Annotated in this window: 19 protein-coding genes and 1 tRNA gene; 11 read left to right on the top strand and 9 right to left on the bottom strand. The window is 58.0% G+C overall.

The genetic code is table 11. The features are described from left to right. Nucleotides 1-61: 61 nt before the first annotated feature. Both IEI95_RS24335 and IEI95_RS24330 read right to left on the bottom strand, forming a co-directional pair. Nucleotides 62-138, bottom strand: a tRNA-Arg gene (locus IEI95_RS24335). 157 nt (nucleotides 139-295) lie between these two features. Continuing rightward, a complete protein-coding gene (locus IEI95_RS24330; protein WP_420360076.1) occupies nucleotides 296-1,768 on the bottom strand; it encodes an ATP-binding protein in 1,473 nt (490 codons plus the stop codon). Nucleotides 1,769-2,206: 438 nt separating this feature from the next. On the opposite strand from IEI95_RS24330, the gene rpmH reads away from it, so the two are divergent. The 4 genes from rpmH to yihA all read left to right on the top strand — a co-directional run bounded on the left by rpmH (nucleotide 2,207) and on the right by yihA (nucleotide 5,359). Further along, entirely contained in the window at nucleotides 2,207-2,341 is a 135-nt protein-coding gene (gene rpmH, locus IEI95_RS24325; protein ID WP_194417124.1) for a 50S ribosomal protein L34, read from the top strand. Nucleotides 2,342-2,373: 32 nt separating this feature from the next. Next, the gene (gene rnpA, locus IEI95_RS24320) at nucleotides 2,374-2,763 is read left to right on the top strand and encodes a ribonuclease P protein component (RefSeq protein ID WP_156531337.1); all 390 of its coding nucleotides are present in this window, start codon (nucleotides 2,374-2,376) and stop codon (nucleotides 2,761-2,763) included. Beyond that, nucleotides 2,763-4,613: a membrane protein insertase YidC gene (gene yidC / locus IEI95_RS24315; RefSeq protein WP_194417123.1), complete on the top strand. Its 1,851-nt coding sequence runs from the start codon at nucleotides 2,763-2,765 to the stop codon at nucleotides 4,611-4,613. Before rnpA ends, yidC begins: the two co-directional genes overlap by 1 nt. Before the next feature lie 86 nt (nucleotides 4,614-4,699). Next, the gene (yihA, locus tag IEI95_RS24310) at nucleotides 4,700-5,359 is read left to right on the top strand and encodes a ribosome biogenesis GTP-binding protein YihA/YsxC (protein WP_015914749.1); all 660 of its coding nucleotides are present in this window, start codon (nucleotides 4,700-4,702) and stop codon (nucleotides 5,357-5,359) included. Nucleotides 5,360-5,548: 189 nt separating this feature from the next. On the opposite strand, the gene IEI95_RS24305 is transcribed toward yihA, so the two are convergent. The 3 genes from IEI95_RS24305 to IEI95_RS24295 all read right to left on the bottom strand — a co-directional run bounded on the left by IEI95_RS24305 (nucleotide 5,549) and on the right by IEI95_RS24295 (nucleotide 7,616). Further along, a complete protein-coding gene (locus IEI95_RS24305; protein WP_194417122.1) occupies nucleotides 5,549-6,106 on the bottom strand; it encodes a fasciclin domain-containing protein in 558 nt (185 codons plus the stop codon). A 254-nt stretch (nucleotides 6,107-6,360) separates the two neighbouring features. Further along, on the bottom strand, nucleotides 6,361-7,083 hold the full coding sequence (locus tag IEI95_RS24300) for an anti-sigma factor (RefSeq protein WP_015914751.1): 723 nt from the start codon (nucleotides 7,081-7,083) through the stop codon (nucleotides 6,361-6,363). Continuing rightward, nucleotides 7,080-7,616 carry a sigma-70 family RNA polymerase sigma factor gene (locus tag IEI95_RS24295; RefSeq protein WP_194417121.1) on the bottom strand — a complete coding sequence of 179 codons (537 nt, stop codon included), beginning with the start codon at nucleotides 7,614-7,616 and terminating at the stop codon, nucleotides 7,080-7,082. The genes IEI95_RS24300 and IEI95_RS24295 overlap by 4 nt, the downstream gene beginning before the upstream one ends. 146 nt (nucleotides 7,617-7,762) lie before the next feature. Here IEI95_RS24295 and argB point away from each other — a divergent pair, with 146 nt between their 5' ends. Beyond that, nucleotides 7,763-8,650: an acetylglutamate kinase gene (argB, locus tag IEI95_RS24290; protein ID WP_015914753.1), complete on the top strand. Its 888-nt coding sequence runs from the start codon at nucleotides 7,763-7,765 to the stop codon at nucleotides 8,648-8,650. A 57-nt stretch (nucleotides 8,651-8,707) separates the two neighbouring features. Here argB and IEI95_RS24285 read toward each other — a convergent pair whose 3' ends face one another. After that, nucleotides 8,708-9,607, bottom strand: a complete 900-nt coding sequence (locus IEI95_RS24285) for a ribokinase (RefSeq protein WP_156531340.1) — start codon at nucleotides 9,605-9,607, stop codon at nucleotides 8,708-8,710. Between the two features lie 86 nt (nucleotides 9,608-9,693). Then, on the bottom strand, nucleotides 9,694-10,923 hold the full coding sequence (locus tag IEI95_RS24280) for a DNA recombination protein RmuC (protein WP_418884137.1): 1,230 nt from the start codon (nucleotides 10,921-10,923) through the stop codon (nucleotides 9,694-9,696). A 460-nt stretch (nucleotides 10,924-11,383) separates the two neighbouring features. Between IEI95_RS24280 and IEI95_RS24275 the strand changes: the two genes are divergently transcribed. Continuing rightward, a complete protein-coding gene (locus IEI95_RS24275) occupies nucleotides 11,384-12,619 on the top strand; it encodes a flagellar hook protein FlgE (protein WP_071202597.1) in 1,236 nt (411 codons plus the stop codon). Nucleotides 12,620-12,869: 250 nt separating this feature from the next. On the opposite strand, the gene IEI95_RS24270 is transcribed toward IEI95_RS24275, so the two are convergent. Continuing rightward, complete coding sequence (locus IEI95_RS24270; protein WP_156531342.1) at nucleotides 12,870-13,748, bottom strand: LOG family protein; 879 nt, start codon at nucleotides 13,746-13,748, stop codon at nucleotides 12,870-12,872. 266 nt (nucleotides 13,749-14,014) lie between these two features. Here IEI95_RS24270 and dapD point away from each other — a divergent pair, with 266 nt between their 5' ends. The 5 genes from dapD to IEI95_RS24245 all read left to right on the top strand — a co-directional run bounded on the left by dapD (nucleotide 14,015) and on the right by IEI95_RS24245 (nucleotide 18,772). Then, a complete protein-coding gene (dapD, locus tag IEI95_RS24265) occupies nucleotides 14,015-14,872 on the top strand; it encodes a 2,3,4,5-tetrahydropyridine-2,6-dicarboxylate N-succinyltransferase (protein WP_015914758.1) in 858 nt (285 codons plus the stop codon). Nucleotides 14,873-14,956: 84 nt separating this feature from the next. Then, on the top strand, nucleotides 14,957-16,171 hold the full coding sequence (gene dapE, locus IEI95_RS24260) for a succinyl-diaminopimelate desuccinylase (protein ID WP_156531343.1): 1,215 nt from the start codon (nucleotides 14,957-14,959) through the stop codon (nucleotides 16,169-16,171). Beyond that, nucleotides 16,158-16,754 (top strand): hypothetical protein, encoded by a 597-nt coding sequence (locus tag IEI95_RS24255; protein ID WP_087727128.1) that lies wholly within the window; start codon nucleotides 16,158-16,160, stop codon nucleotides 16,752-16,754. The genes dapE and IEI95_RS24255 overlap by 14 nt, the downstream gene beginning before the upstream one ends. A gap of 129 nt (nucleotides 16,755-16,883) precedes the next feature. Beyond that, complete coding sequence (locus IEI95_RS24250) at nucleotides 16,884-17,483, top strand: DsbA family protein (protein WP_420360079.1); 600 nt, start codon at nucleotides 16,884-16,886, stop codon at nucleotides 17,481-17,483. Nucleotides 17,484-17,491: 8 nt separating this feature from the next. After that, nucleotides 17,492-18,772 carry a glycerate kinase type-2 family protein gene (locus IEI95_RS24245; RefSeq protein ID WP_420360075.1) on the top strand — a complete coding sequence of 427 codons (1,281 nt, stop codon included), beginning with the start codon at nucleotides 17,492-17,494 and terminating at the stop codon, nucleotides 18,770-18,772. An 11-nt stretch (nucleotides 18,773-18,783) separates the two neighbouring features. Here the strand turns inward: IEI95_RS24245 and IEI95_RS24240 are convergent, their stop codons facing one another. After that, nucleotides 18,784-19,773, bottom strand: a complete 990-nt coding sequence (locus tag IEI95_RS24240) for an Hsp33 family molecular chaperone (protein WP_041696131.1) — start codon at nucleotides 19,771-19,773, stop codon at nucleotides 18,784-18,786. Between the last annotated feature and the right edge of the window lie 201 nt (nucleotides 19,774-19,974).

The raw sequence follows: 19,974 nt of genomic DNA, 5'->3' as shown, positions 1-19,974 counted from the left end.
CGCGCTTACAGGGCTCATAAACACACGAGCGTTAAAGCAACTAATCATTTTAAGAGGAAAATGGCGCACCCGAAGAGATTCGAACTCCTGACCCCCAGATTCGTAGTCTGGTGCTCTATCCAGCTGAGCTACGGGTGCGTCTGACGCCGTCGTTTCCGTTGGCGTGCCGATCCTCTAAAGCGAGACGTGTTTGATTGCAAGCAGAATCGGTAAAAAAATCCGGTTTGATTTCCAGTTTGTCTCTAACGGCCTGAAGAAATTTGTCTTTTCGCCGTCATTCTTGAAGCCGGCTTCATTATGCTCGAAGCCGGAAGGTATCGAGCGCCACCGGCCTGTCTGGAATTTCGATCCGGAACTGTGTGCCGGAGGAGGGTTTTTCCATAAGCGCGATCGTTCCCCCATGCGCCAGCACGATTTCGCGGGCGATGGCCAGGCCGAGGCCCGTGCCGCCCGATCTGGCTGAGCCGCGAAACGGTGTGAACAGGTTTTCGCGGGCCTTGCGCGGCAGGCCAGGGCCGTTGTCGTCAACGGTGATTGCAACAACGCTGCCGATGCGGTGAGCCGATAGCAAGATGCGGGGTGTTGCAGTGGTCATTTCCGTCATGGCGGATGAAAGCGCCTGGGCAGCATTGCGGCAGAGATTATGAATGACACGGAACAATTGTTCGCTGTCGGCGTCGATTTCGATGTCGGGTGAAATCTGATCGACAAAGTCGATGCCCTTGTCCAGGGCAAGGATATCCTGCACTTCCTGGCTGAGCGTGGAGAGCACAAACCGGCGCCGGCGGGGCTCGGCTTCCGAAGCCTGTCCATAGGCAAGCACTTCACTCGTATAGCCCACGGCCCGGTCGATCGTGCGGACCAGTTTAGGCGCAAAGCTCTTCACCATGGGATCGTCGACATCCACCAACCGGTCGGACATCAACTGGGCAGAGGCAAGGATATTGCGCATGTCATGATTGATCTTGGAAACGGCAAGGCCGAGATCGGCCAGGCTTTTCTGCTGCCTCAGGGTCTTTTGCAGATCCTCCTGCATCGTGGCCAGATGGCGGGCGACAAAGGTCAATTCGTCGCGACCACTGACCACTTCCATGACCCTATCAGGATTTTCCGGGTCGCTGGCAAATGCCTGTATATTGCGGCTCAGGCGCCGAATCGGATTGATGAGCATCCGGTTCAGCGTCACGAACAGCAGGAGGCCGGTGATCACCGAAATGATCAACGACACGACGGCAATGCGCGTTGCATAAGCCAATAATCCGCGATGCAGAGGCGCATCGGACATCACCACTTCCACCCGCATCGACGTATCGCCGATCGGACCGGAAACGCTGATCAATCTGTTGCCGCCGAATAGCAGGGTGTCGACTGCGTCCTTGATGGCGGTCAATGTCCCCACATCGGAAATGTCATATTGACCATCCACTTCCTGTGGCATGTCCGCCATGGCCAGCAGCCGCGTCGTACCATCCTTGGTGAGCGCAATCGCCTTGGTTCCGGTGGCAAGCAGGGTGTCGGCCTGGACGTCCTTGGGAAGTTCAGGTGGCTGTAGCCCATCGATCACCACTGCGGCGGCCGCGGCCTTGTTGATATGGTTTTTCAGCCAATTGAGGCGCATCGTGGCAATCGACGGCGCAAAAATCAGCACCTGCGCCGCAAGGACGAAAACCACAGTCAACACCAGCAGCTTGCCGGAAAGGCCGCGCAACCGGCTGGGCATCGACGCTGCCTGCGCCTGCTTTGCGTCCTGTGCCTTTCGCCTGCCCATCGACTAGCCTCATTTTGCCGGGTGGTACTTTGGTTTTCTGTACCGTTTGCCAGCTGTGCCGCATCATTTAGATCACAGCATACCATGCCTCATGCATCCGGTAAAATGCGGTGCAGCAAAGATTTCGGTTCCGGCGCGATACATCAAATATGGTGTATTCAGGTTCGCCCTGGCATTTTAAGTAAGGCATGATGGTGGGTCTTGCAGTCGTTCGCTTGAATGGCGACAAGCAAAAAACGCCCGGTTCCGGCGGATTTTGCCAGAGTTCTGACCCCCGGAAAGCCCTGGCAAGATTGACTCTCGCCTCTATCCTCCGTATAAGCCGCGCGGCTTGCATAGGTTTCCCGTTCTGCGGGCCCGTAATGCTTGCCTTAATCCTAACGCTCTTGCAATTCGTTGCAAACCCAAGAAGGGCCGCACACCGCGGTATTTAAAAAAATGAAGCGTACCTATCAACCGTCCAAGCTCGTTCGCGCACGTCGTCACGGCTTTCGCGCTCGCATAGCAACCAAGGGTGGCCGTAAGGTTCTGTGTGCTCGTCGCGCTCGCGGCCGCGCACGTCTTTCGGCTTAAGGCCGGGTTGGCCCGATGAAAGCGCCGGGCTTATGACGTCACTTAAGACATCCATAACTGTCGGGCGGCTGAAAAGCCGCCCGCAGTTTCTTGCTGTTCGCGCCGGCGAAAAGCGCAAGGGGCGCTACATTCTCCTAGAAGTGCTGGATCGGGCCGAGCCCGATACGCCGCCTCGCGTCGGTTTCACCGTCACGAAAAAGCATGGCAATGCTGTCGAGCGCAATCGTATGCGACGCCGGTTAAAAGAAGCTGTGCGGACTGGCGTGGGCTTTGCAATGCAGCCCGGACATGACTATGTGATCGTTGCGCGACGCGACGTGCTTGCGGCTCCTTTTAGCGAGCTTCGGGACGTGTTGCAGCGCCGTATTCAAGAAAAATCCAATGTTCGGCGTCAAGATACGGCCCGTTCCAGGAAAGTATGATGGAAAACAACCGCAATTATCTCATCGCGATTGCACTGTCGGTGATGGTCGTCCTGGGCTGGCAGTTCTTCTACATGAACCCGCGGATCGAGGCGCAAAGACAGGCTGAGCAGGCACAACAGGCAAAGACCCCGGCCACTCAGGCAACGCCGGGGGCGGCCGTCAATGGTGCCCTGCCAGGTCAGACCCAGGCCAGCGCCACGACAAGCCGCGAAGACGCTGTCGCCAAGTCGGCTCGGGTTGAAATCAATACCGAAGCGCTGTCCGGCTCCATCAATCTCACGGGTGCACGGCTCGATGATCTTCGCCTGAAGGGCTATCACGAGACCGTCGACAAGACGAGCCCGATCATTACCCTGCTCAATCCGGCCGATACCAAGGACGGCTATTTCGCCGAAATCGGCTTTATCGGCGGCGAGAAATCCGGCAGCGTTCCAGGGCCATCAACGGTCTGGACGGTCAAGGATGGCCAGACACTGACCGAAACCACCCCGGTAACGCTGACCTATACCAATGAAGCCGGCCTCACCTTCAGCCGGAAGATTTCGGTCGACAAGCATTACATGTTCACGATCGAAGACACGGTTGCCAATGCCGGGGGCGCTGACGTCAGCCTTGCCCCCTATGGCCGTGTTACCCGCTACAACAAGCCCGCCGTTGCCTCCACCTATGTGCTGCATGAAGGCTTCATCGGCGTGATGGGCTCGGGCGACGGGAAGTTTGCCTCGGTTGAAGCAAAATATGCGGCTATCGAAAAAGAAAACGAGACCAATGCCAAGGCAACCGGTGGCTGGCTCGGGATTACCGATAAATATTGGGCCGCGACCCTCGTGCCACCGCAGTCGCTGGCCTATGATTCCCGCTTCTCGCATTTTACCGATGGCCAGGCTCGCTTCCAGGCGGATTACAAGAACGATCCGGTGACGATTGCACCGGGCCAATCGACCACGCTGAAGACGCTGCTGTTTGCCGGCGCCAAGGAAGTGCCGGTCGTTGATGGCTATGCGCTCGACAAGTCCTGGTTCGGACAGGCGTTTACCAATCTGTTTGCCGGTGCCAAAGACACGGTGCAGCAATATGACATTCCACGTTTCGATCTTCTGATCGATTGGGGCTGGTTCTATTTCCTCACCAAGCCGATGTTCAAACTGATGGACTTCTTCTTCCGTCAGGTTGGCAATTTCGGTGTGGCTATCCTGCTGACGACCATCGCCGTCAAGCTGTTGTTCTTCCCGCTGGCCAGCAAGCAATATGCGTCCATGGCCAATATGAAGCGCATGCAGCCGAAGATGGAAGAGTTGAAGGCCAAGCACGGCGATGACCGTATGGCCCTGCAACAGGCGATGATGGAGCTCTACAAGACCGAGAAGATCAATCCGGTCGCCGGTTGCTGGCCGCTGCTGTTGCAGATCCCGGTGTTTTTCGCGCTCTACAAAGTGATTTATATCACTATTGAAATGCGCCACGCGCCGTTCTTTGGCTGGATTCATGACTTGTCGGCTCCAGATCCAACCAGCTTTGTCAACCTGTTCGGCCTGCTGCCGTTCGAGTCGCCCGCCATGCTGCATCTCGGCATCTGGCCGATCATCATGGGCATTACCATGTTCGTGCAGATGCGTATGAACCCGACGCCGCCGGACCCGACCCAGGCCATGCTGTTCAACTGGATGCCGCTGGTCTTCACCTTCATGCTCGGGTCTTTCCCGGCTGGTCTGGTGATTTACTGGGCATGGAACAATACCCTGTCGGTCTTGCAGCAATCGATCATCATGAAACGTCACGGTGTGAAGATCGAACTGTTTGATAATCTCAAGGGGCTTTTCCAGCGAAAATCCGCTAAGACGAAGTAATCAGGCCAGATGACAGCAAAGCCCCGGCCTCGCGCCGGGGTTTTTGTTTGATCGGTGGATCAGGATCTGCCGCAGGAGAGAAGACGATGACTGCAACAAAGGCAACGAGCGACCAGCCGCTGTTTGGCCGGCCATGGATTTTTATCCGCGGCGTGCCATCGATGAAATTTCTGCCGCCGGAAGGCCCGCTGGAGATTGCCTTTGCGGGGCGCTCCAATGTGGGGAAATCATCGCTGATCAACGCCCTCGTCGGCCAGAAGGGTCTGGCGCGCACATCCAATACGCCGGGCCGGACCCAGGAGCTGAATTATTTCGTTCCCGAGGGCTATAGCGGCGAGGGCGATGACCTGCCGCCGATGGCGCTGGTCGATATGCCGGGCTATGGCTATGCCAAGGCGCCCAAAGACCATGTGGATGCTTGGACCAAGCTGGTCTTCGACTATCTGCGCGGACGGGCGACGTTGAAGCGGGTCTATCTGCTGATCGACAGCCGCCATGGCATTAAGGCCAATGATGAAGATGTGCTGACGCTGCTGGACAAGGCGGCGATGTCCTACCAGATCGTGCTGACCAAGACCGACAAGATCAAGGAGGCGGGCGTGCCGCGTCTGATCGAGGAAACCCTCGAGAAAATCCGCAAGCGTCCGGCGGCCTATCCCTTTGTCCTTTCGACGTCCTCGGAAAAGGACAAGGGACTGAAAGAATTGCGTGCGGCAATTTGCGAAACCGTCGGCCATTTCGGCTGATGTCATGAGGCTCCCGGCCTTGGCGTGACCGCTGGGCCTGCCGGTTAAGGCACTTATTTTGATATGCCTGACGAGATTAAAAAAAGCCCGGCGGTAGGTGGCACTCTACCGCCGGGCACTGCCGAAACTGCCAGTCTTTACCGGATTAGCGGCCCGCCAGCCGCTCTTCCAGATCGGACTGTGAGGGGGTTACATCTTCGGCAGCAAGACCTTGTCGATGACGTGGATAACGCCATTCGAGTGTTTCACATCGGCGATGGTCACATGGGCAACGCCACCGGTCTCATCCGTCAGGGTGATCTTGCCCTTGGATTCCTTGGCCTTCAGCACGCAGCCGCCAACCGTCTTGACGTCATGCTCGCCACCATCGTCCTTGATCATCTTTTCAATGGCCGTGGACATGGCATCGGCGGCAACCACGTGGCAGGTCAGCACCTTGGTCAGTTTTTCCTTGTTTTCCGGCTTCAGCAGGGTTTCCACCGTGCCTTTTGGCAATTTATCGAAGGCTTCGTTGGTGGGTGCAAAGACCGTGAACGGGCCTTTGCCCTCCAGTGTTTCGACCAGGCCAGCCGCCTTGACTGCGGCGACAAGGGTCGTGTGATCCTTGGAATTAACGGCGTTTTCAACGATATTCTTGTTTTCATACATGGCGGCGCCACCGACCATCGGGTTCTTGGCAAAGGCCACGGCGCTTCCGGCCGCGATGATGGAAACGGCGGCCAGCAGGCGAAGGGTGGTCTTGGTCATGGGTCTAGGTCCTCTTCCCGGTTGATTATGTCTTTGGCTCGCATGGCCGCAGGCCGGATCGGCCAGAAACCATGCAGCAGATTGAAAACCGATACAGCAGCCTTGGATGGTGTTGCCAGATGCAGGCCGTTGTAACGTCCCCGCGCAAAGGCGGGGACAATGGTAAAGACGGAGGTTTGGGAAAAAGAGTTTCAGGGTCTGAGCAGAAAAGTGAAAATGACTTTTAATATTTTGATTTTAAAGCACTATTTCTCTTAAGGGATATGGGTTTTGCCGGAAGCGATCACCGGTCCAGTGGCAATCCCCGTCGGCGAGCCGCCGAAAGGCTCTATACTGACGGCGAGCGTGACGCCATCCTTTAGACGTGGGCGCATGCTGTCGGGAACCAGGAATTCACCTTCACCCGATTGCGGGAGCACGCCAAGCGAGCGCGGTGGCTTATTCGCCTCGACCATCCATAATTCCAGCGACTTCTGACCTTCGGCACGCGACGCGACCGGCGTGACGCGCAACCGTCCACTTTGCCTGTCATAGCTGGCAACCAGCGACAAATCTGCATTTTGAGTTTGCAGATCTGCCACCAGCGGACGCACCGCGTAACGGCTTTCCCACATACCAAGCTCGACGCCGACCAGGCTGGCGACTGCGATCAGACTGGTCAACGACAGGCCGCGCCAGAAGGGGACGGAATGCCAAAGTCTCGCCCAGGGACCAGCCGGGCCGTTGCTCCGGTCGATAAACAACCGCGCTTCCAGCTTCTGGAAACTTTCCGGCCGCGGCAATTCCACGCCATAGTCGTCATTGAACTGTGAAAGGTTTTCCTCCCAGCGCTGGACAATGGCGGCGAAGGGTCTATCCCGCTTCAGCCGGGCCTCCACCTCAACGCGGCCTTGGGCCGAAAGCACGCCGAGCACATATTCCCCCGCCAGAACCTCGTCCCTGGAGCGGTCCCCCTTGCTCTGATCCGGTGTCGTCATCTTTCCAAGCACTCTCTCAATGCCAAAAGGCTGCGTCGCAGCCATGTCCTCATCGTGTTCAACGGTACATTGAACTGCTCCGCCAACTCCTGATAGCTAAGCCCCTCCACATAGGCCTGCCGCACGGCGGCGGCACGATCAGCTTCCAACGCTTCCATGCAGCTGTCAATGCGCTTTCCTTCACTGCGTATGCTGGCGGTTTGTTCCGGGTCTGGTGCGCTGTCGGCAACATGCCATGCCTCGTCGAGTTCGGCGGCAACTGGTGTCCTCGTGCGCAGGCGGTCGATGCAATGGTAACGGGCAATCGTTCCAAGCCAGCCCATGGCGTTATGGCCTGTCGCGGCAAAGCTTTGAGCCCTCTGCCAGATTTTGACGAAGATTTCCTGCATTGCGTCTTCCGCCTCGCTCCTGTCTTTCAGCAGACGGAGGCAGATGCCAAAAAGTTTCGGGCTGGTGCGTCGATAGAGCTCCGACAGGGCCATACGGTCCTTGAGCGCAATTTTCCCCAGCAATATCCCGATCTCATCGCTCATCCATGCATCCACTTCGCGTAATGGTCCAGGGATAGCTGCGTTCATTGCAGTTTCCCCATATCATTTCGATCAACAGTGCCGTCTGGATTATTCCATCTGCCGTATTCTTGAGGTAAAAGGCGCCGAACCAACCGAAGGGATCCTCAATGAGCGCCTCCGAAAGCCAAACCCAGGCCCGCCTTCTTGCGCAGGCGTTGCCCTTCATGCAGCGCTATGAAAACAAGACGATTGTCGTGAAATATGGTGGCCATGCCATGGGCGACGCAGAATTGGGCCGGGCCTTTGCCGCCGATATCGCGCTGCTGAAACAGTCCGGCGTCAATCCGATTGTCGTGCATGGCGGTGGCCCGCAGATCGGCGCAATGCTGACCAAGATGGGGATCGAATCGAAATTCGAAGGTGGCTTGCGCGTCACCGACCAGAAAACCGTCGAAATCGTTGAAATGGTGCTGGCCGGATCGATCAACAAGGAAATCGTCGCGCTGATCAACCAGACCGGCGAATGGGCGATCGGACTCTGTGGCAAGGACGGCAACATGGTATTTGCCGAAAAGGCCAAGAAAACCGTGATTGATCCAGATTCGCATATCGAGCGGGTTCTGGACCTTGGCTTTGTCGGTGAAGTGGTCGAGGTCGATCGCACGCTGCTCGATCTCCTGGCGAAATCCGAAATGATCCCGGTCATCGCCCCCGTCGCCCCCGGTCGGGACGGACATACCTATAATATCAATGCCGATACCTTTGCCGGTGCCATTGCCGGTGCTCTGCGGGCCGACCGCCTGCTGTTTCTGACCGATGTCCCTGGTGTACTGGACAAGAATGGCGAGCTATTCAAGGAATTGTCGGTCGCCCAGGCCCGCGCCTTGATCAAGGATGGCACGATTTCCGGTGGCATGATCCCCAAAGTAGAAACCTGCATCGACGCGATCAATGCCGGCGTGCATGGTGTTGTCATCCTGAACGGCAAGACGGCGCATTCCGTGCTGCTAGAAATCTTCACGGAACATGGCGCCGGCACGCTGATCGTGCCTTGAAGCTATGCAGTCAGGCCTTCGGCGCCGCGCTGAATCAAGCACGGCGCCGATACGGCATCAGAGTCTTTCCGTGACGGCTTCTGCTAGCGGAATAGCAGGTTGCGCACCAGCTTTCAGGCAGGCCAGGGACCCGGCGACGGCAGCGCGGTGCAGCGCCTCCTCGAAGGCAAAGCCCGCGTCTAGACCAGCGGCCAGATAACCGCAGAAGGTGTCCCCGGCACCGACAGTATCGACGGGCTCGATGGTCAAGCCGGATGCACGCTCAATCTTGCCATCGCGTATGGCGATGACGCCTTCGGCGCCCAGCGTCACGATCACGATTTGGCCGGTTTCGCCATGCAGGCGGACAAGCGCGGCTTCGCGTTCCGCAGCCCCCATGTTGGTCTCACCAGCCAGCCGCTCGAATTCGGTTTCATTGGCAATGACAATATCGGCCATTCGTCCGAGGCGCGCGGCCTCATCCGTCAGCGGTGCAATGTTGAGGATGGTGCGGATCCCGGCAGCCTTTGCTTCATGCAGGGCGGTTTCGACGGCTGCGGCTGGAATTTCGAGCTGGAGCACAAGGCTGTCGCTGCGGGTCATAGTTTTTATGGTGGCGCTGGCATCGGCGCTGGTCAGGCTGCCATTGGCGCCTGGAACGACGGCAATCATGTTCTCGCCGTCACCGCCGACGAGAATGAGTGCGGTTCCGGTTGCCTCCGCTACGGTCTTGACGCTGTCGAGATCCGTTCCGCTTTCCTCCAGAAGCGCCAGTGCAGGGGCGGCGAACCCGTCCTTGCCGACCGCACCGGCCATCCGCACCTGGGCGCCTGCGCGGCGTGCAGCAAGCGCCTGATTGGCGCCCTTGCCGCCGGCTGCCGTGGCAAAGCCGTTGCCGGCCACTGTCTCACCTGGCTTGGGCAGACGGCTGGTGGTCGCGATGAGATCCATGTTGATGGAGCCGAAAACGGTAATCATGGGCGCACTCCTGACGATGCTGCTTGAACGATGCGGGCCTGAAAGAAACCGGTCCGACTGATTCGGGCTCTGTTTTGCGGCAGGGATCAGTCTTCGTCAACAAGGCGCAGCTTGAGAAGACCGGTCCGGCTCTCGACGCTAGCATCTGTTTGTGGTGCTGGCTTTGCCGTCGGGTCCGGCGCGCTGGCAAAATCCATCGCCTCTATTCTGGCACTGCGCCGATTGAGCTTGTCGGTCGAGGTCAGGATCATCTCGACATCTTTCTGGGCGGCCAGGAAATGGCTTTGCAGCTTGCGGGTCCGTTCGTCGAGCCGCCCGAGATCCTCCATCAGATGGATGACCTCGCCCTGGATCAGGTGAGCCTGTTCGCGCATCCGCTGATCCTTCAGCACGGCCTGGATGACCTGGATCGACAGCATCAGCAGGGAGGGCGAAACGATCACCACCCGCAGCTTATGGGCGCGCTGGACAATGCCTTCGAAATTCTCGTGGATCTCCGCAAAGATCGATTCGGATGGGACAAACAGGAAGGCGGTGTCCTGTGTCTCACCGTGCATCAGGTATTTCTCGGCAATATCCTTGAGATGCACCTCCATATCGCGCCGAAACTGCTGGCCAGCGAGTTTTTTCTGTTCCGGCGTCGTCCCGTCGCGGATGGCGTTCCAGGCTTCGAGTGGAAATTTGGCGTCGATCACCAGCGGCGGCTGACCGTTCGGCATCCGGATGGTGCAATCGGGCCTTGATCCGTTGGAGAGCGTGTCCTGGAAGGCGTAGGCGCCCATCGGCAGGCCATCGGCTATAATGGTTTCCATCCGTGCCTGACCGAAGGCGCCGCGCGTCTGCTTGTTGGACAGAATGGCCTGCAACCCGACCACATCCTTTGCCAGGGACTGGATGTTGTTCTGCGCGGCATCGATAACCGCCAGCCGTTCCTGCAGGATACGCAGATTGTCATGGGTGGATTTCGTCTGTTCGGTAATCGTGTTTCCCAAGCGATGAGTCATGCCGTCCAGCCGCTCGTTGATACTGCGGTTGAACTCCGATTGCCGGGCGCCGAACAGGTCCGCCATGGTGGCAAGCCGGCCCTGCATTTCGGCTTGCGCCTGCATCAAGGCCTCGAGACGTCGATCCTCGCTTGCCTGCCGCTCGGCGGCAATCGCGGCTCCGAGGTCGAAATCTTCCTTTTGTCGAAGTTTTAAACAGAGCCGCAGCCAGAGAGCAGCGAGCACGATCACGGCCAGGATCAGCGCCACGGCGCCGAAGCTGAACTGGTTTTCACCATAGGCCAGTGCGGGTCTGCTGAGGGCGGAAAGCATTTGGTTCATAGGCGCAATCTAGCAGGTTTGTTGATGAAGGCTAGATCAAATCGTGAACAAATTCTGTAGTGCCACCAGTTTTTCGGCAAGGACATCGCCAGGAATTCTATCAAATATTTCGAAAATCAAAATTGCTGGAGTTGTCAGGCCTGCGTTGAAGAGACCGAAAAGCCGTTATCGCGCCCGTTAACGCCAGCGGTTTCGCCTGTTTCAGATGTCCCCAAGGGAGGGCAGGGCTGCCAGCCATCGCCCATCTTGCCGTCTCCATTTCATTTCCTCGATTCGCAGGGCGTGCAGCTGCATGGCCAAGCATTCTCCAAGGTCGTTTCAACCCAGGTGAATCTGCGGCTGGATTTAAAATATGGAAATAAAATCAAATGAATAGAAAAGCCGTAAGCCTCACACAAGTTTTTATAGACATCAATTCTCTACGACAACAATTATACAGAAAGACCGTTATATGTCTCTTGCATCTGCAATGAACTCATCGGTATCGGGGCTGACGGCGCAGTCCAATAAACTCACCTCCATCGGGGATAATATTTCCAATACGAGCACGACCGGCTACAAAGGCACGGAGACTGCGTTTTCCAGTTTGGTGAATGGCGGAACGACTTCGACGACCACCCAAACAGTGTCCCAGTCGGGTGATCTCGAGTCGACCTCGTCGGAGACGGATCTGGCGATCGACGGTGACGGATATTTCGTTGTGCAGGATGATGAGGGTGATGTTTTCCTGACCCGTCAGGGCGACTTCGAGATTGACGAGGATGGTTACCTTGTGAACTCATCTGGCTATACGCTGCTGGGCTACTCCTACGACAACGGCGAACCGGCTTCTGTCATCAATGGTTTCGACGGTCTTGAACCGGTGAAAATCGACACCAGCGAGGTCACGGCGTCGGCCACGACCTCCGGCGAAGTCAGCGGGAACCTGGAAAGCGATAAAGAAGTCGTTTCTGGGGATACACCGTCTTCGAACTCGGCGGATGCTACCTACACGGCGAAGTCTTCGATCGTCACGTATGACGAACAAGGTGCCTCCACCCAATACGACATTTATTTTACCAAGACCGATGACGATGAGTGGGAAGTTTCGATCTACCGCAACGATGAGGCTAATGACGATGATGACGGAACCAGCTTCCCCTATGACAATGGTGAACTAGGCTCGACAACATTGACCTTCGATAGCGCAGGGGAGTTGGAAGACGGCAGCACGAGCACCCTGTCCTTCACCGATTCCGAGACAGGCCTTACGATTGATCTGGATTTTTCGGATATCACCCAGACGGCCACCTCCACCAGCATAGAGGGTAGCGCAAACGGCAGTGCTGCCAGCAGCTCGTCCGACTACACGATCGGCAGTGATGGCGTTATCAGCACCGTATCTTCCGACGGAACCACAACAGATACCTACAAGATTGCGCTTGCCACCGTTGCCAGCCCTGACAACCTTGAGGAGGTTGGCGGCACTGCCTATAAGGTGGATGCCGATTCCGGTACCGTCGTCGTCGGCTTTGCTGGCACAGGCAGCTTCGGCACCATCGAATCCAGCACGCTGGAAAGTTCAAACGTCGACCTTGCGTCTGAACTGTCGGACATGATCGCCGCTCAGCGCGCCTATAGCGCTAACTCCAAGGTGTTCCAGACGGCAGCCGACATGCTCGACACCGTCATCAACATGGTCCGGTAACGGATCGCAGATCTATCGGCTGTCATCTCTCTGAACGCATGGAAAGATTATGCAGCAGATATAAGGCGTTACAGCGTCGCGTGCCATATATGCCGCACGGCGCTGTCAGAGGAGCAAAGGAAAGGCCCATTCCTTTACCAGCGCGCCACGCTTGATCGCCGTCGCTCATTCCGATGGCGATTCCCGGAAAACCTGCCGTGTGCCCGCACGGCAGGTTTTTCCTTTTTTCCGTATAGGTCGTCCCATACGATCACGCGGTTTCAGCCGTTTCGATTTCATACCGCCGGGCGATGATATCCCAGGCCTCGTCAGCGGTTTCGACAAAGCTCAACAGCTTGACATCGTCGGGTGCAATGGTTCCGAACTCCGCCAGGCTGTCGAAATCAATGATCCTGTGCCAGAATTCCCGACCGAACAGGATGAGCGGGATTGGCGCCATACGCTTGGTCTGGATCAGCGTCACCGCCTCGAACATTTCGTCCAGCGTGCCGAAACCGCCGGGAAAGACGACGATTGCCTTGGCCCGCATCAGGAAATGCATCTTGCGGATGGCAAAATAGTGGAAGTTGAAGGACAGGTCCGGCGTCACGAACGCATTGGGCGCCTGTTCATGCGGCAGCACGATGTTCAAGCCGATCGATGGCGCACCGACGTCGGCGGCGCCGCGATTTCCGGCTTCCATCACACCTGGCCCACCGCCGGTGACGATCACATATTCCTGATAGTCAAACCGTGCCGCGTATTGGCTGCATTGCCGGGCAAAGGCGCGGGCCTCGTCATAAAATACCGATGCGGCTTCGAGATTGCGCCGCTGTATGTCGTTGCGCGCCGCCCAGGCGGATTGGCCGGGTGCCGGAATGCGCGCGCCGCCAAACATCACCACGGTGGATTTGATGCCCCGTTCGGAAAGCACCATTTCGGTTTTCAGCAATTCCAGTTGCAGACGCACCGGGCGCAATTCTTCCCGGCACAGAAAATCTTCATCGGCATAGGCCAGACGATAGGATGGCGACAAGGTCTGGGGCGTCTGCGGCACGATCCGGGCATTCTGCCGGTCCGTCTGGTTATCCTTCAGCGGCGCCCAGCTGCCATCCGTCTTTCGCCGTTTTCCATTGCGCATCTTCGCCATCTTCGAACCTTTCATCTCTTGCCGCACTGCTGAATGATCCCGTCAATCGAGTGGGATTTATGACGGCGGCGCCGCTTTCTGCCGACGGACTTCTCGCATCTATGTGGTGATCAAAGCTGCGGCACCGCCTTGGAAAACATGCGCGCGAAAGGACGCTGAATGGTTCCCAAGGGCAAGCCAATGCGTTAGAGGAAATCACCAGTTTATCAACGCAGGACCGATGGCATCGGGACTTGACGTTAGCCAATGAAGTTTAAGGAATCCTCATGAGCGCTATGGACCTCTCCTCGTTACAGACCGTCATCGATACCGCTTTCGACAATCGCGACACCATTACCCTGTCGACCAAGGGCGAAGTGCGCGATGCTGTCGAGCAATCGCTTGCCCTGCTCGACCAGGGCAAGGTGCGGGTTGCCACCCGTGGAGAGGATGGCCAATGGACCGTGCATCAATGGCTGAAAAAGGCTGTGCTGCTCTCCTTCCGTCTCAATGACATGGAGGTCGTCAAGGGCGGGCCGGGGGCTTCGACCTGGTGGGACAAGGTGCCGTCCAAATTCGAAGGATGGGGTGAAAACCAGTTCCGCGCCGCCGGTTTCCGCGCCGTGCCCAATGCGGTGGTGCGTCACTCGGCCTTCATTGCTCCCAATGCCATCCTGATGCCGTCCTTTGTCAATCTCGGCGCTTATGTCGGCGAGGGAACCATGGTCGATACCTGGGCGACGGTAGGGTCCTGCGCCCAGATCGGTCGCCATGTGCATCTGTCGGGCGGCGTCGGCATTGGCGGCGTGCTGGAGCCGATGCAGGCCGGGCCGACCATTATCGAGGACAATTGCTTCATCGGTGCGCGCTCTGAAGTCGTGGAAGGCTGCATCATTCGTGAAGGCGCCGTGCTCGGCATGGGCGTCTATATCGGCAAGTCCACCAAGATCATCGACCGCGCCACCGGCGAGGTAATGTATGGTGAAGTGCCGCCTTATTCCGTGGTTGTCGCAGGCTCCATGCCATCGCCCAACACCATGCCGAACGGCTTGCCGGCGCCCAGCCTCTATTGCGCCGTGATCGTCAAGCGCGTCGATGCCCAGACCCGCTCCAAGACCGGTATCAACGAGCTGCTGCGCGACTGATTTTCGGCTGACTCTCCGGGCAGGAACACGGCGATCCTTGGCCGGCTCCTGCCCCTCTTCCATTGCCTCGTTCTCAAGATCGATATGTCAAAACATCCTGCCAATTCATCCGCCACCGATCCCGTCGACAATCTTCAGACCCTGATCCGCTGCCCCTCCGTGACGCCTGCCGAGGGCGGGGCGCTGTCGGCGCTGGCCGCCATGCTGGAGCCGTTGGGCTTTACCGTGGAACGGATGGTGGCGCGCGAAGAGGGCACGCCGGATGTCGAGAACTTCTATGCCCGGCTGGGCACGGAGGGGCCGCATCTGATGTTTGCCGGGCATACAGATGTGGTGCCTGTAGGCAATGAGGCGGACTGGACCTATCCGCCGTTTTCCGCCGAGATCGCTGGAGGCGAACTTTACGGGCGTGGTGCGGTCGATATGAAAGGTGGCATCGCCTGCTTTGTCGCAGCCATTGCCCGCCATATCGAGAACCAAGGCGCGCCGAAGGGGTCTATTTCCTTCCTGATAACCGGTGATGAGGAAGGCCCCTCGATCAACGGCACCACCAAATTGCTGGAATGGGCCGCCGCCAAAGGCGAGCGCTGGGATGCCTGCCTGGTGGGTGAACCGACCAATCCCGATCAGCTTGGCGACATGATCAAGATCGGCCGGCGCGGCTCGCTGTCAGGCGAGATCATCGTCAAGGGCGTCCAGGGTCATGCCGCCTATCCGCATCTGGCCGACAATCCGGTACGGGGCGTGATCAAGCTTGCGGAAGCGCTGATGCATCCGGCCTTCGATGCGGGAACGGAAAATTTCCAGCCTTCCAATCTGGAAGTCACGACGATTGATGTCGGCAATTCCGCCACCAATGTGATTCCGGCCCGTGCCAGCGCCAAATTCAATATCCGCTTTAACGATACCTGGACCGCCGAGACGCTCAGGGCCGAAATCATTGCCCGCCTGGATGCGTCCAGCGCCGATCCCCTGCTGCGACCGGGCCGCTCGCCGATTGCCTATGAGCTGGTCTGGGCCGACCGGCCAAGCCAAGTGTTCCTGACCCGCAACAACGCGCTGATCTCCTCCTTGAGTGCTGCCATCGAAAAGATGACCGGCAAAACGCCAGCCCTATCGACAACAGGTGGCACGTCCGACGCCCGCTTCATCAAGGATTACTGCCCTGTGGTGGAATTCGGCCTGGTCGGCCAGACCATGCATATGGTTGATGAGCGGGTCGCCGTGCCTGACCTGGAAGCGCTGACCGGCATTTACGGTGAATTCATCAGCAGTTGGTTTGCCAATGCCGGGGTTTAAAGAGGTCGAAATCTACCTGACCGGGATCTGGCTGTTGCTAAAGGGCGACCGCCAGGGGTTCAGCTATCTCGACCTGTCAGACCGGGGCGTCAGCCGCTCCTTCTGGTCCATCGCCTGGTCCTTGCCAGCTATGATGTTTTCCTGGGTGTTCTGGTATCAGGCCTTGCTGGAGGATATTCCGGTCTATCAGCAAATGCGGACCCTGTTTTTCCTGCGCATGACAATGATCGATCTGGCCAGCTGGATGCTGCCGCTGATTTTGGTTGGTTTCATCTGCCGTTTCTTCTCGATTGACGACCGCTTCAACGCCCTGGTGGTGACATCCAACTGGCTGGCGCTGCCGATTGCCTATGCCAATGCACTGCTGATCGCCATATCCGTCCTGATGCCCGGGTTAGGGCAGGTGGTGATCTTGCTCTGGCTATTGCTCCTGCTTGGCCTGGTTGGTGGCGTGTTCCGGCTGACATCGGCGGTCCTGGATGGCCAGACCCTGCTGGTTTCGACCATCACCGTGGTCATGCTGGTGCCGACAACCCTGCTGTCGGAATTCCTGGAACGCTATCTGGACGTGGCACCGCTATAAAACCGGTTTTGGATTGCCGCGCACCTGCGTGCGTTGTTCAACTCTTGACCGATCGCCCTTAACCGGACACGAAAATTTTTATTCCGACTTGCAACACCCATGATAGTTTGCACTCACAATGGGGATTCCATCATGATCAAACGCCGGACACTGGTTGCTGCTGCCGCTTGCCTTGCTACGCCCGGTGTGCTGAGGGCCAAGGAGCTCGGTCCGCAGGAGATTTTCTTCGATAAGGATATTCCCGTGCTGGGCAATCCAAAGGGCGATGTCACCATTGCCGAATTCTTCGATTATCAATGCGGCTACTGCAAAACCTATCACCCTATTGTCAGCAAAGTGGTGAAGGACGACGGCCATGTGCGGCTGGTGATGAAGGATTGGCCGGTCTTTGGTCCGGCCTCGGTCGTCGCGGCCCAAGCTGTTCTTTCTATTCCCGACCTTGGCCAGTACAAAGCGGCACAAGATGCCCTGCTGGATACGAAGGGCGGATTGACGCCCGATAGCGTTTCCCAGGCGCTTGAAAGCGTTGGTGTCAACATGACCGCCGTCAAGGCTGCCGCCAACAAGAACAGCGACAAGATTTCCCGCCTGCTTGACCGCAATTGGCTCCAGGCACAAGCGCTGAATTTTCGCGGCACGCCATCCTTCGTGATCGGAACGACACTCTATCCTGGCGCGCTGGATGAAAAAGCCCTGAAGGAGGCAATTGCCAAGGCGAGGGCTGCATAAGTTTGGTGATGGCTCCTCTGACGCTTGCCCCCCGTTCCTTTCTGGCCTCACTGTTTGCTGCCGCCGTTGCCGCGGCCGATCCGCTGAACGGTATCCGAACCCATTTGCCTGCAAGGCCGAAAGGCCGCACTGTGGTGGTCGGTGCCGGCAAAGGCGCCGCCCAGATGGCTGCCGCCCTGGAGACGCTGTGGGACGGCCCGCTGGAAGGCGTCGTCGTCACCCGATACGGTTATGGTTGCCCGCTCGCCAAACTTGAACTGCTCGAAGCGGCGCATCCGGTGCCTGATGCCAATGGCCTTGCCGCAGCTGAGCGGCTGAAACAAGCCATTGCCTCGCTTGGCCCTGATGATCTGGTGATTGCCCTGATCTGCGGCGGCGGTTCGGCACTGCTGCCCGCCCCACCCGCCGGGATGACGCTGGAAGACGAGATCGACCTAAACAGGCAATTGCTGGCCTGCGGTGCGCCGATCAGTGCGATGAACGTGGTGCGCAAACACCTGTCGACGATCAAGGGTGGGAGGTTGGCGGCCTTGACCAAGGCGCCGGTCGTCAGCCTGATCGTTTCCGATATTCCCGGCGACAATGCGGCGCATGTTGCTTCCGGCCCAACCGTGCCGGATGTCTCGACCCGTCATCAGGCGCTAGAGATTGTTCGCGCCTATGGTTTGCGCCTGCCGCAGACGGCATTGGATCACATGAATTCTCCAGCCGCCGATGCGCCTCATCCACATGATCCAGCCTTTGCGCGAAACAGGCATCATGTCATCGCGTCAGCCAGCGTCTCCTTGGAGGCAGCTGCGCTTGCCGCTGAAGCGGCTGGCGTGCGCGCTGCGATCCTGTCCGACAGTATCGAGGGGGAGGCGCGCGATGTGGCTAGCGTTCATGCCGCGCTGGCCCGTGAAATCGCTGCCAAGGACCGGCCATTTCCCAAGCCAATCGTCTTGCTGTCCGGTGGAGAAACCACAGTCACCATCAAAAACCAAGGAACGCAGGCCACAGGACGCGGTGGGCGCAACAGCGCTTTCGCGCTGGCCATGGCGCTGGGCATTGCTGGCCACGATATCGAGGTGCTTGCCGCCGACACCGACGGCATTGATGGCACGGAAAATAATGCTGGTGCCTTTGCCAATGGCACCAGCATTGTCAGGTTAAAACAAGAGGGTATGGATGGCGCGGCCCTGCTGGATGCCCATGACAGCTACAGCGCCTTTGAAGCGCTGGGCGACCTGTTTGAAACCGGTCCGACTGGCACCAATGTCAATGATTTCAGGGCAATCCTGATCCGTTGAGCGCCCGCAAATTATGCGGGCGTCACTTCATCGGCCTCGTATTTATACGTGGTCGAGCAGAATTCGCAGGTCACGGAAATCTCGCCTTCTTCTTCGCTGGCGGCGATTTCCTCGGCGGTAAAACCCTTCAGTACACCCTTGATCTTGTCGCGGGAACAGCTGCACCGATCATGAACGGCCTGCGGTTCATAAACGCGGACGCCGCGCTCGTGGAAAAGCCGGAACAGTAGCCGTTCGGTGCCGATCTGCGGATCGGTCAACTCGTCCCCATCGATGGTTTCCACCAGCATCCGGGCTTCCGCCCAATTGTCATCATCGGGACCGTCATACGCATTGTCGTCACCATCGCCGCCCGGCAGGTCGCCCTGATGCATGCGCTCAGGGGCTTCTGGCAGGAATTGCGCGATCAGCCCGCCAGCGCGCCAGCTATGGCGCGGCTTGCCGGAACTGTCTCGATCAAACAGCTCGGCCACGGCCAGACGCACCCGCGTCGGGATTTGCTCCGACTGGCGAAAATAAAAACCGGCAATGTCTTCAAGCGAAGAGCCATCCAGCGGCACGATGCCCTGATAGGGCTGCATGTAATTGCCCTGATCGATGGTAAAGGCCAGAATACCAGCGCCGAGCAGGTCGGTCGGTGTCGATTTGCCGTCCGCCAGTGCCTGCGCCAACCGCTCTTCGTCAAAGCGGGCATAGGCACGGACATTTTCCGGCGTGGCAAAATCGCAGACCAGCAAATCCACAGGACCATCGCTTTTGGTCTGGACGATGAACTTGCCCTCGAATTTCAGCGAGGTGCCGATCAGCACCGTCAGTGCAATCGCCTCGGCCAGCAGGCGGGCAACAGCCGGGGGATAGTCATGCCGATCCAGGATCGTGTTGAGCAAAGGCCCAAGCTGGACCGCACGGCCCCGCACATCCAGACCATCGACCTGGAAGGGTACGACCCGGTCGTCACCGGCAAAGCCGAACTCGCCCAACGCGCTCAATTTGTCTGTCATGGCACAACTCCTGGCACGAATGCATCCCTGGATGAATGCAGGGCAACGCCATGCATCTACCGCACGGCGCTGCAATCTAAAATGACTGCATGACGATTATTTGGTCAAGGTAGGTTCACAGCGACCTGTCCGAACCGAGGAAAAGCCCATGCCTCGAAACAAGACGGACAAATGGTATCTTCCCGCCTCAAGATCAAGCGG

It is taken from the genome of Agrobacterium vitis, assembly GCF_014926405.1.
Lineage (GTDB): Bacteria > Pseudomonadota > Alphaproteobacteria > Rhizobiales > Rhizobiaceae > Allorhizobium > Allorhizobium vitis_H.
Note: the sequence above shows the minus strand (reverse complement) of the source record. Positions and strands in the feature narration are given on the sequence as shown.

Excerpts from the sequence above, each read along its gene's own strand:
- IEI95_RS24285 (WP_156531340.1), bottom strand. The coding sequence starts at position 9,607 with ATGATTACCGTTTTCGGCTCCATCAACATGGATCTCATCGCGACCACC.
- IEI95_RS24295 (WP_194417121.1), bottom strand. The coding sequence starts at position 7,616 with ATGAGCGATGAGATCGGGATATTGCTGGGGAAAATTGCGCTCAAGGAC.
- IEI95_RS24280 (WP_418884137.1), bottom strand. The coding sequence starts at position 10,923 with ATGCTTTCCGCCCTCAGCAGACCCGCACTGGCCTATGGTGAAAACCAG.
- IEI95_RS24245 (WP_420360075.1), top strand. The coding sequence starts at position 17,492 with ATGGCTCCTCTGACGCTTGCCCCCCGTTCCTTTCTGGCCTCACTGTTT.
- IEI95_RS24240 (WP_041696131.1), bottom strand. The coding sequence starts at position 19,773 with ATGACAGACAAATTGAGCGCGTTGGGCGAGTTCGGCTTTGCCGGTGAC.
- IEI95_RS24255 (WP_087727128.1), top strand. The coding sequence starts at position 16,158 with ATGCCGGGGTTTAAAGAGGTCGAAATCTACCTGACCGGGATCTGGCTG.
- IEI95_RS24305 (WP_194417122.1), bottom strand. The coding sequence starts at position 6,106 with ATGACCAAGACCACCCTTCGCCTGCTGGCCGCCGTTTCCATCATCGCG.
- yihA (WP_015914749.1), top strand. The coding sequence starts at position 4,700 with ATGACTGCAACAAAGGCAACGAGCGACCAGCCGCTGTTTGGCCGGCCA.
- argB (WP_015914753.1), top strand. The coding sequence starts at position 7,763 with ATGAGCGCCTCCGAAAGCCAAACCCAGGCCCGCCTTCTTGCGCAGGCG.
- rpmH (WP_194417124.1), top strand. The coding sequence starts at position 2,207 with ATGAAGCGTACCTATCAACCGTCCAAGCTCGTTCGCGCACGTCGTCAC.
- rnpA (WP_156531337.1), top strand. The coding sequence starts at position 2,374 with ATGACGTCACTTAAGACATCCATAACTGTCGGGCGGCTGAAAAGCCGC.
- IEI95_RS24330 (WP_420360076.1), bottom strand. The coding sequence starts at position 1,768 with ATGGGCAGGCGAAAGGCACAGGACGCAAAGCAGGCGCAGGCAGCGTCG.
- IEI95_RS24270 (WP_156531342.1), bottom strand. The coding sequence starts at position 13,748 with ATGGCGAAGATGCGCAATGGAAAACGGCGAAAGACGGATGGCAGCTGG.
- IEI95_RS24275 (WP_071202597.1), top strand. The coding sequence starts at position 11,384 with ATGTCTCTTGCATCTGCAATGAACTCATCGGTATCGGGGCTGACGGCG.
- yidC (WP_194417123.1), top strand. The coding sequence starts at position 2,763 with ATGGAAAACAACCGCAATTATCTCATCGCGATTGCACTGTCGGTGATG.
- dapD (WP_015914758.1), top strand. The coding sequence starts at position 14,015 with ATGAGCGCTATGGACCTCTCCTCGTTACAGACCGTCATCGATACCGCT.
- IEI95_RS24300 (WP_015914751.1), bottom strand. The coding sequence starts at position 7,083 with ATGACGACACCGGATCAGAGCAAGGGGGACCGCTCCAGGGACGAGGTT.
- dapE (WP_156531343.1), top strand. The coding sequence starts at position 14,957 with ATGTCAAAACATCCTGCCAATTCATCCGCCACCGATCCCGTCGACAAT.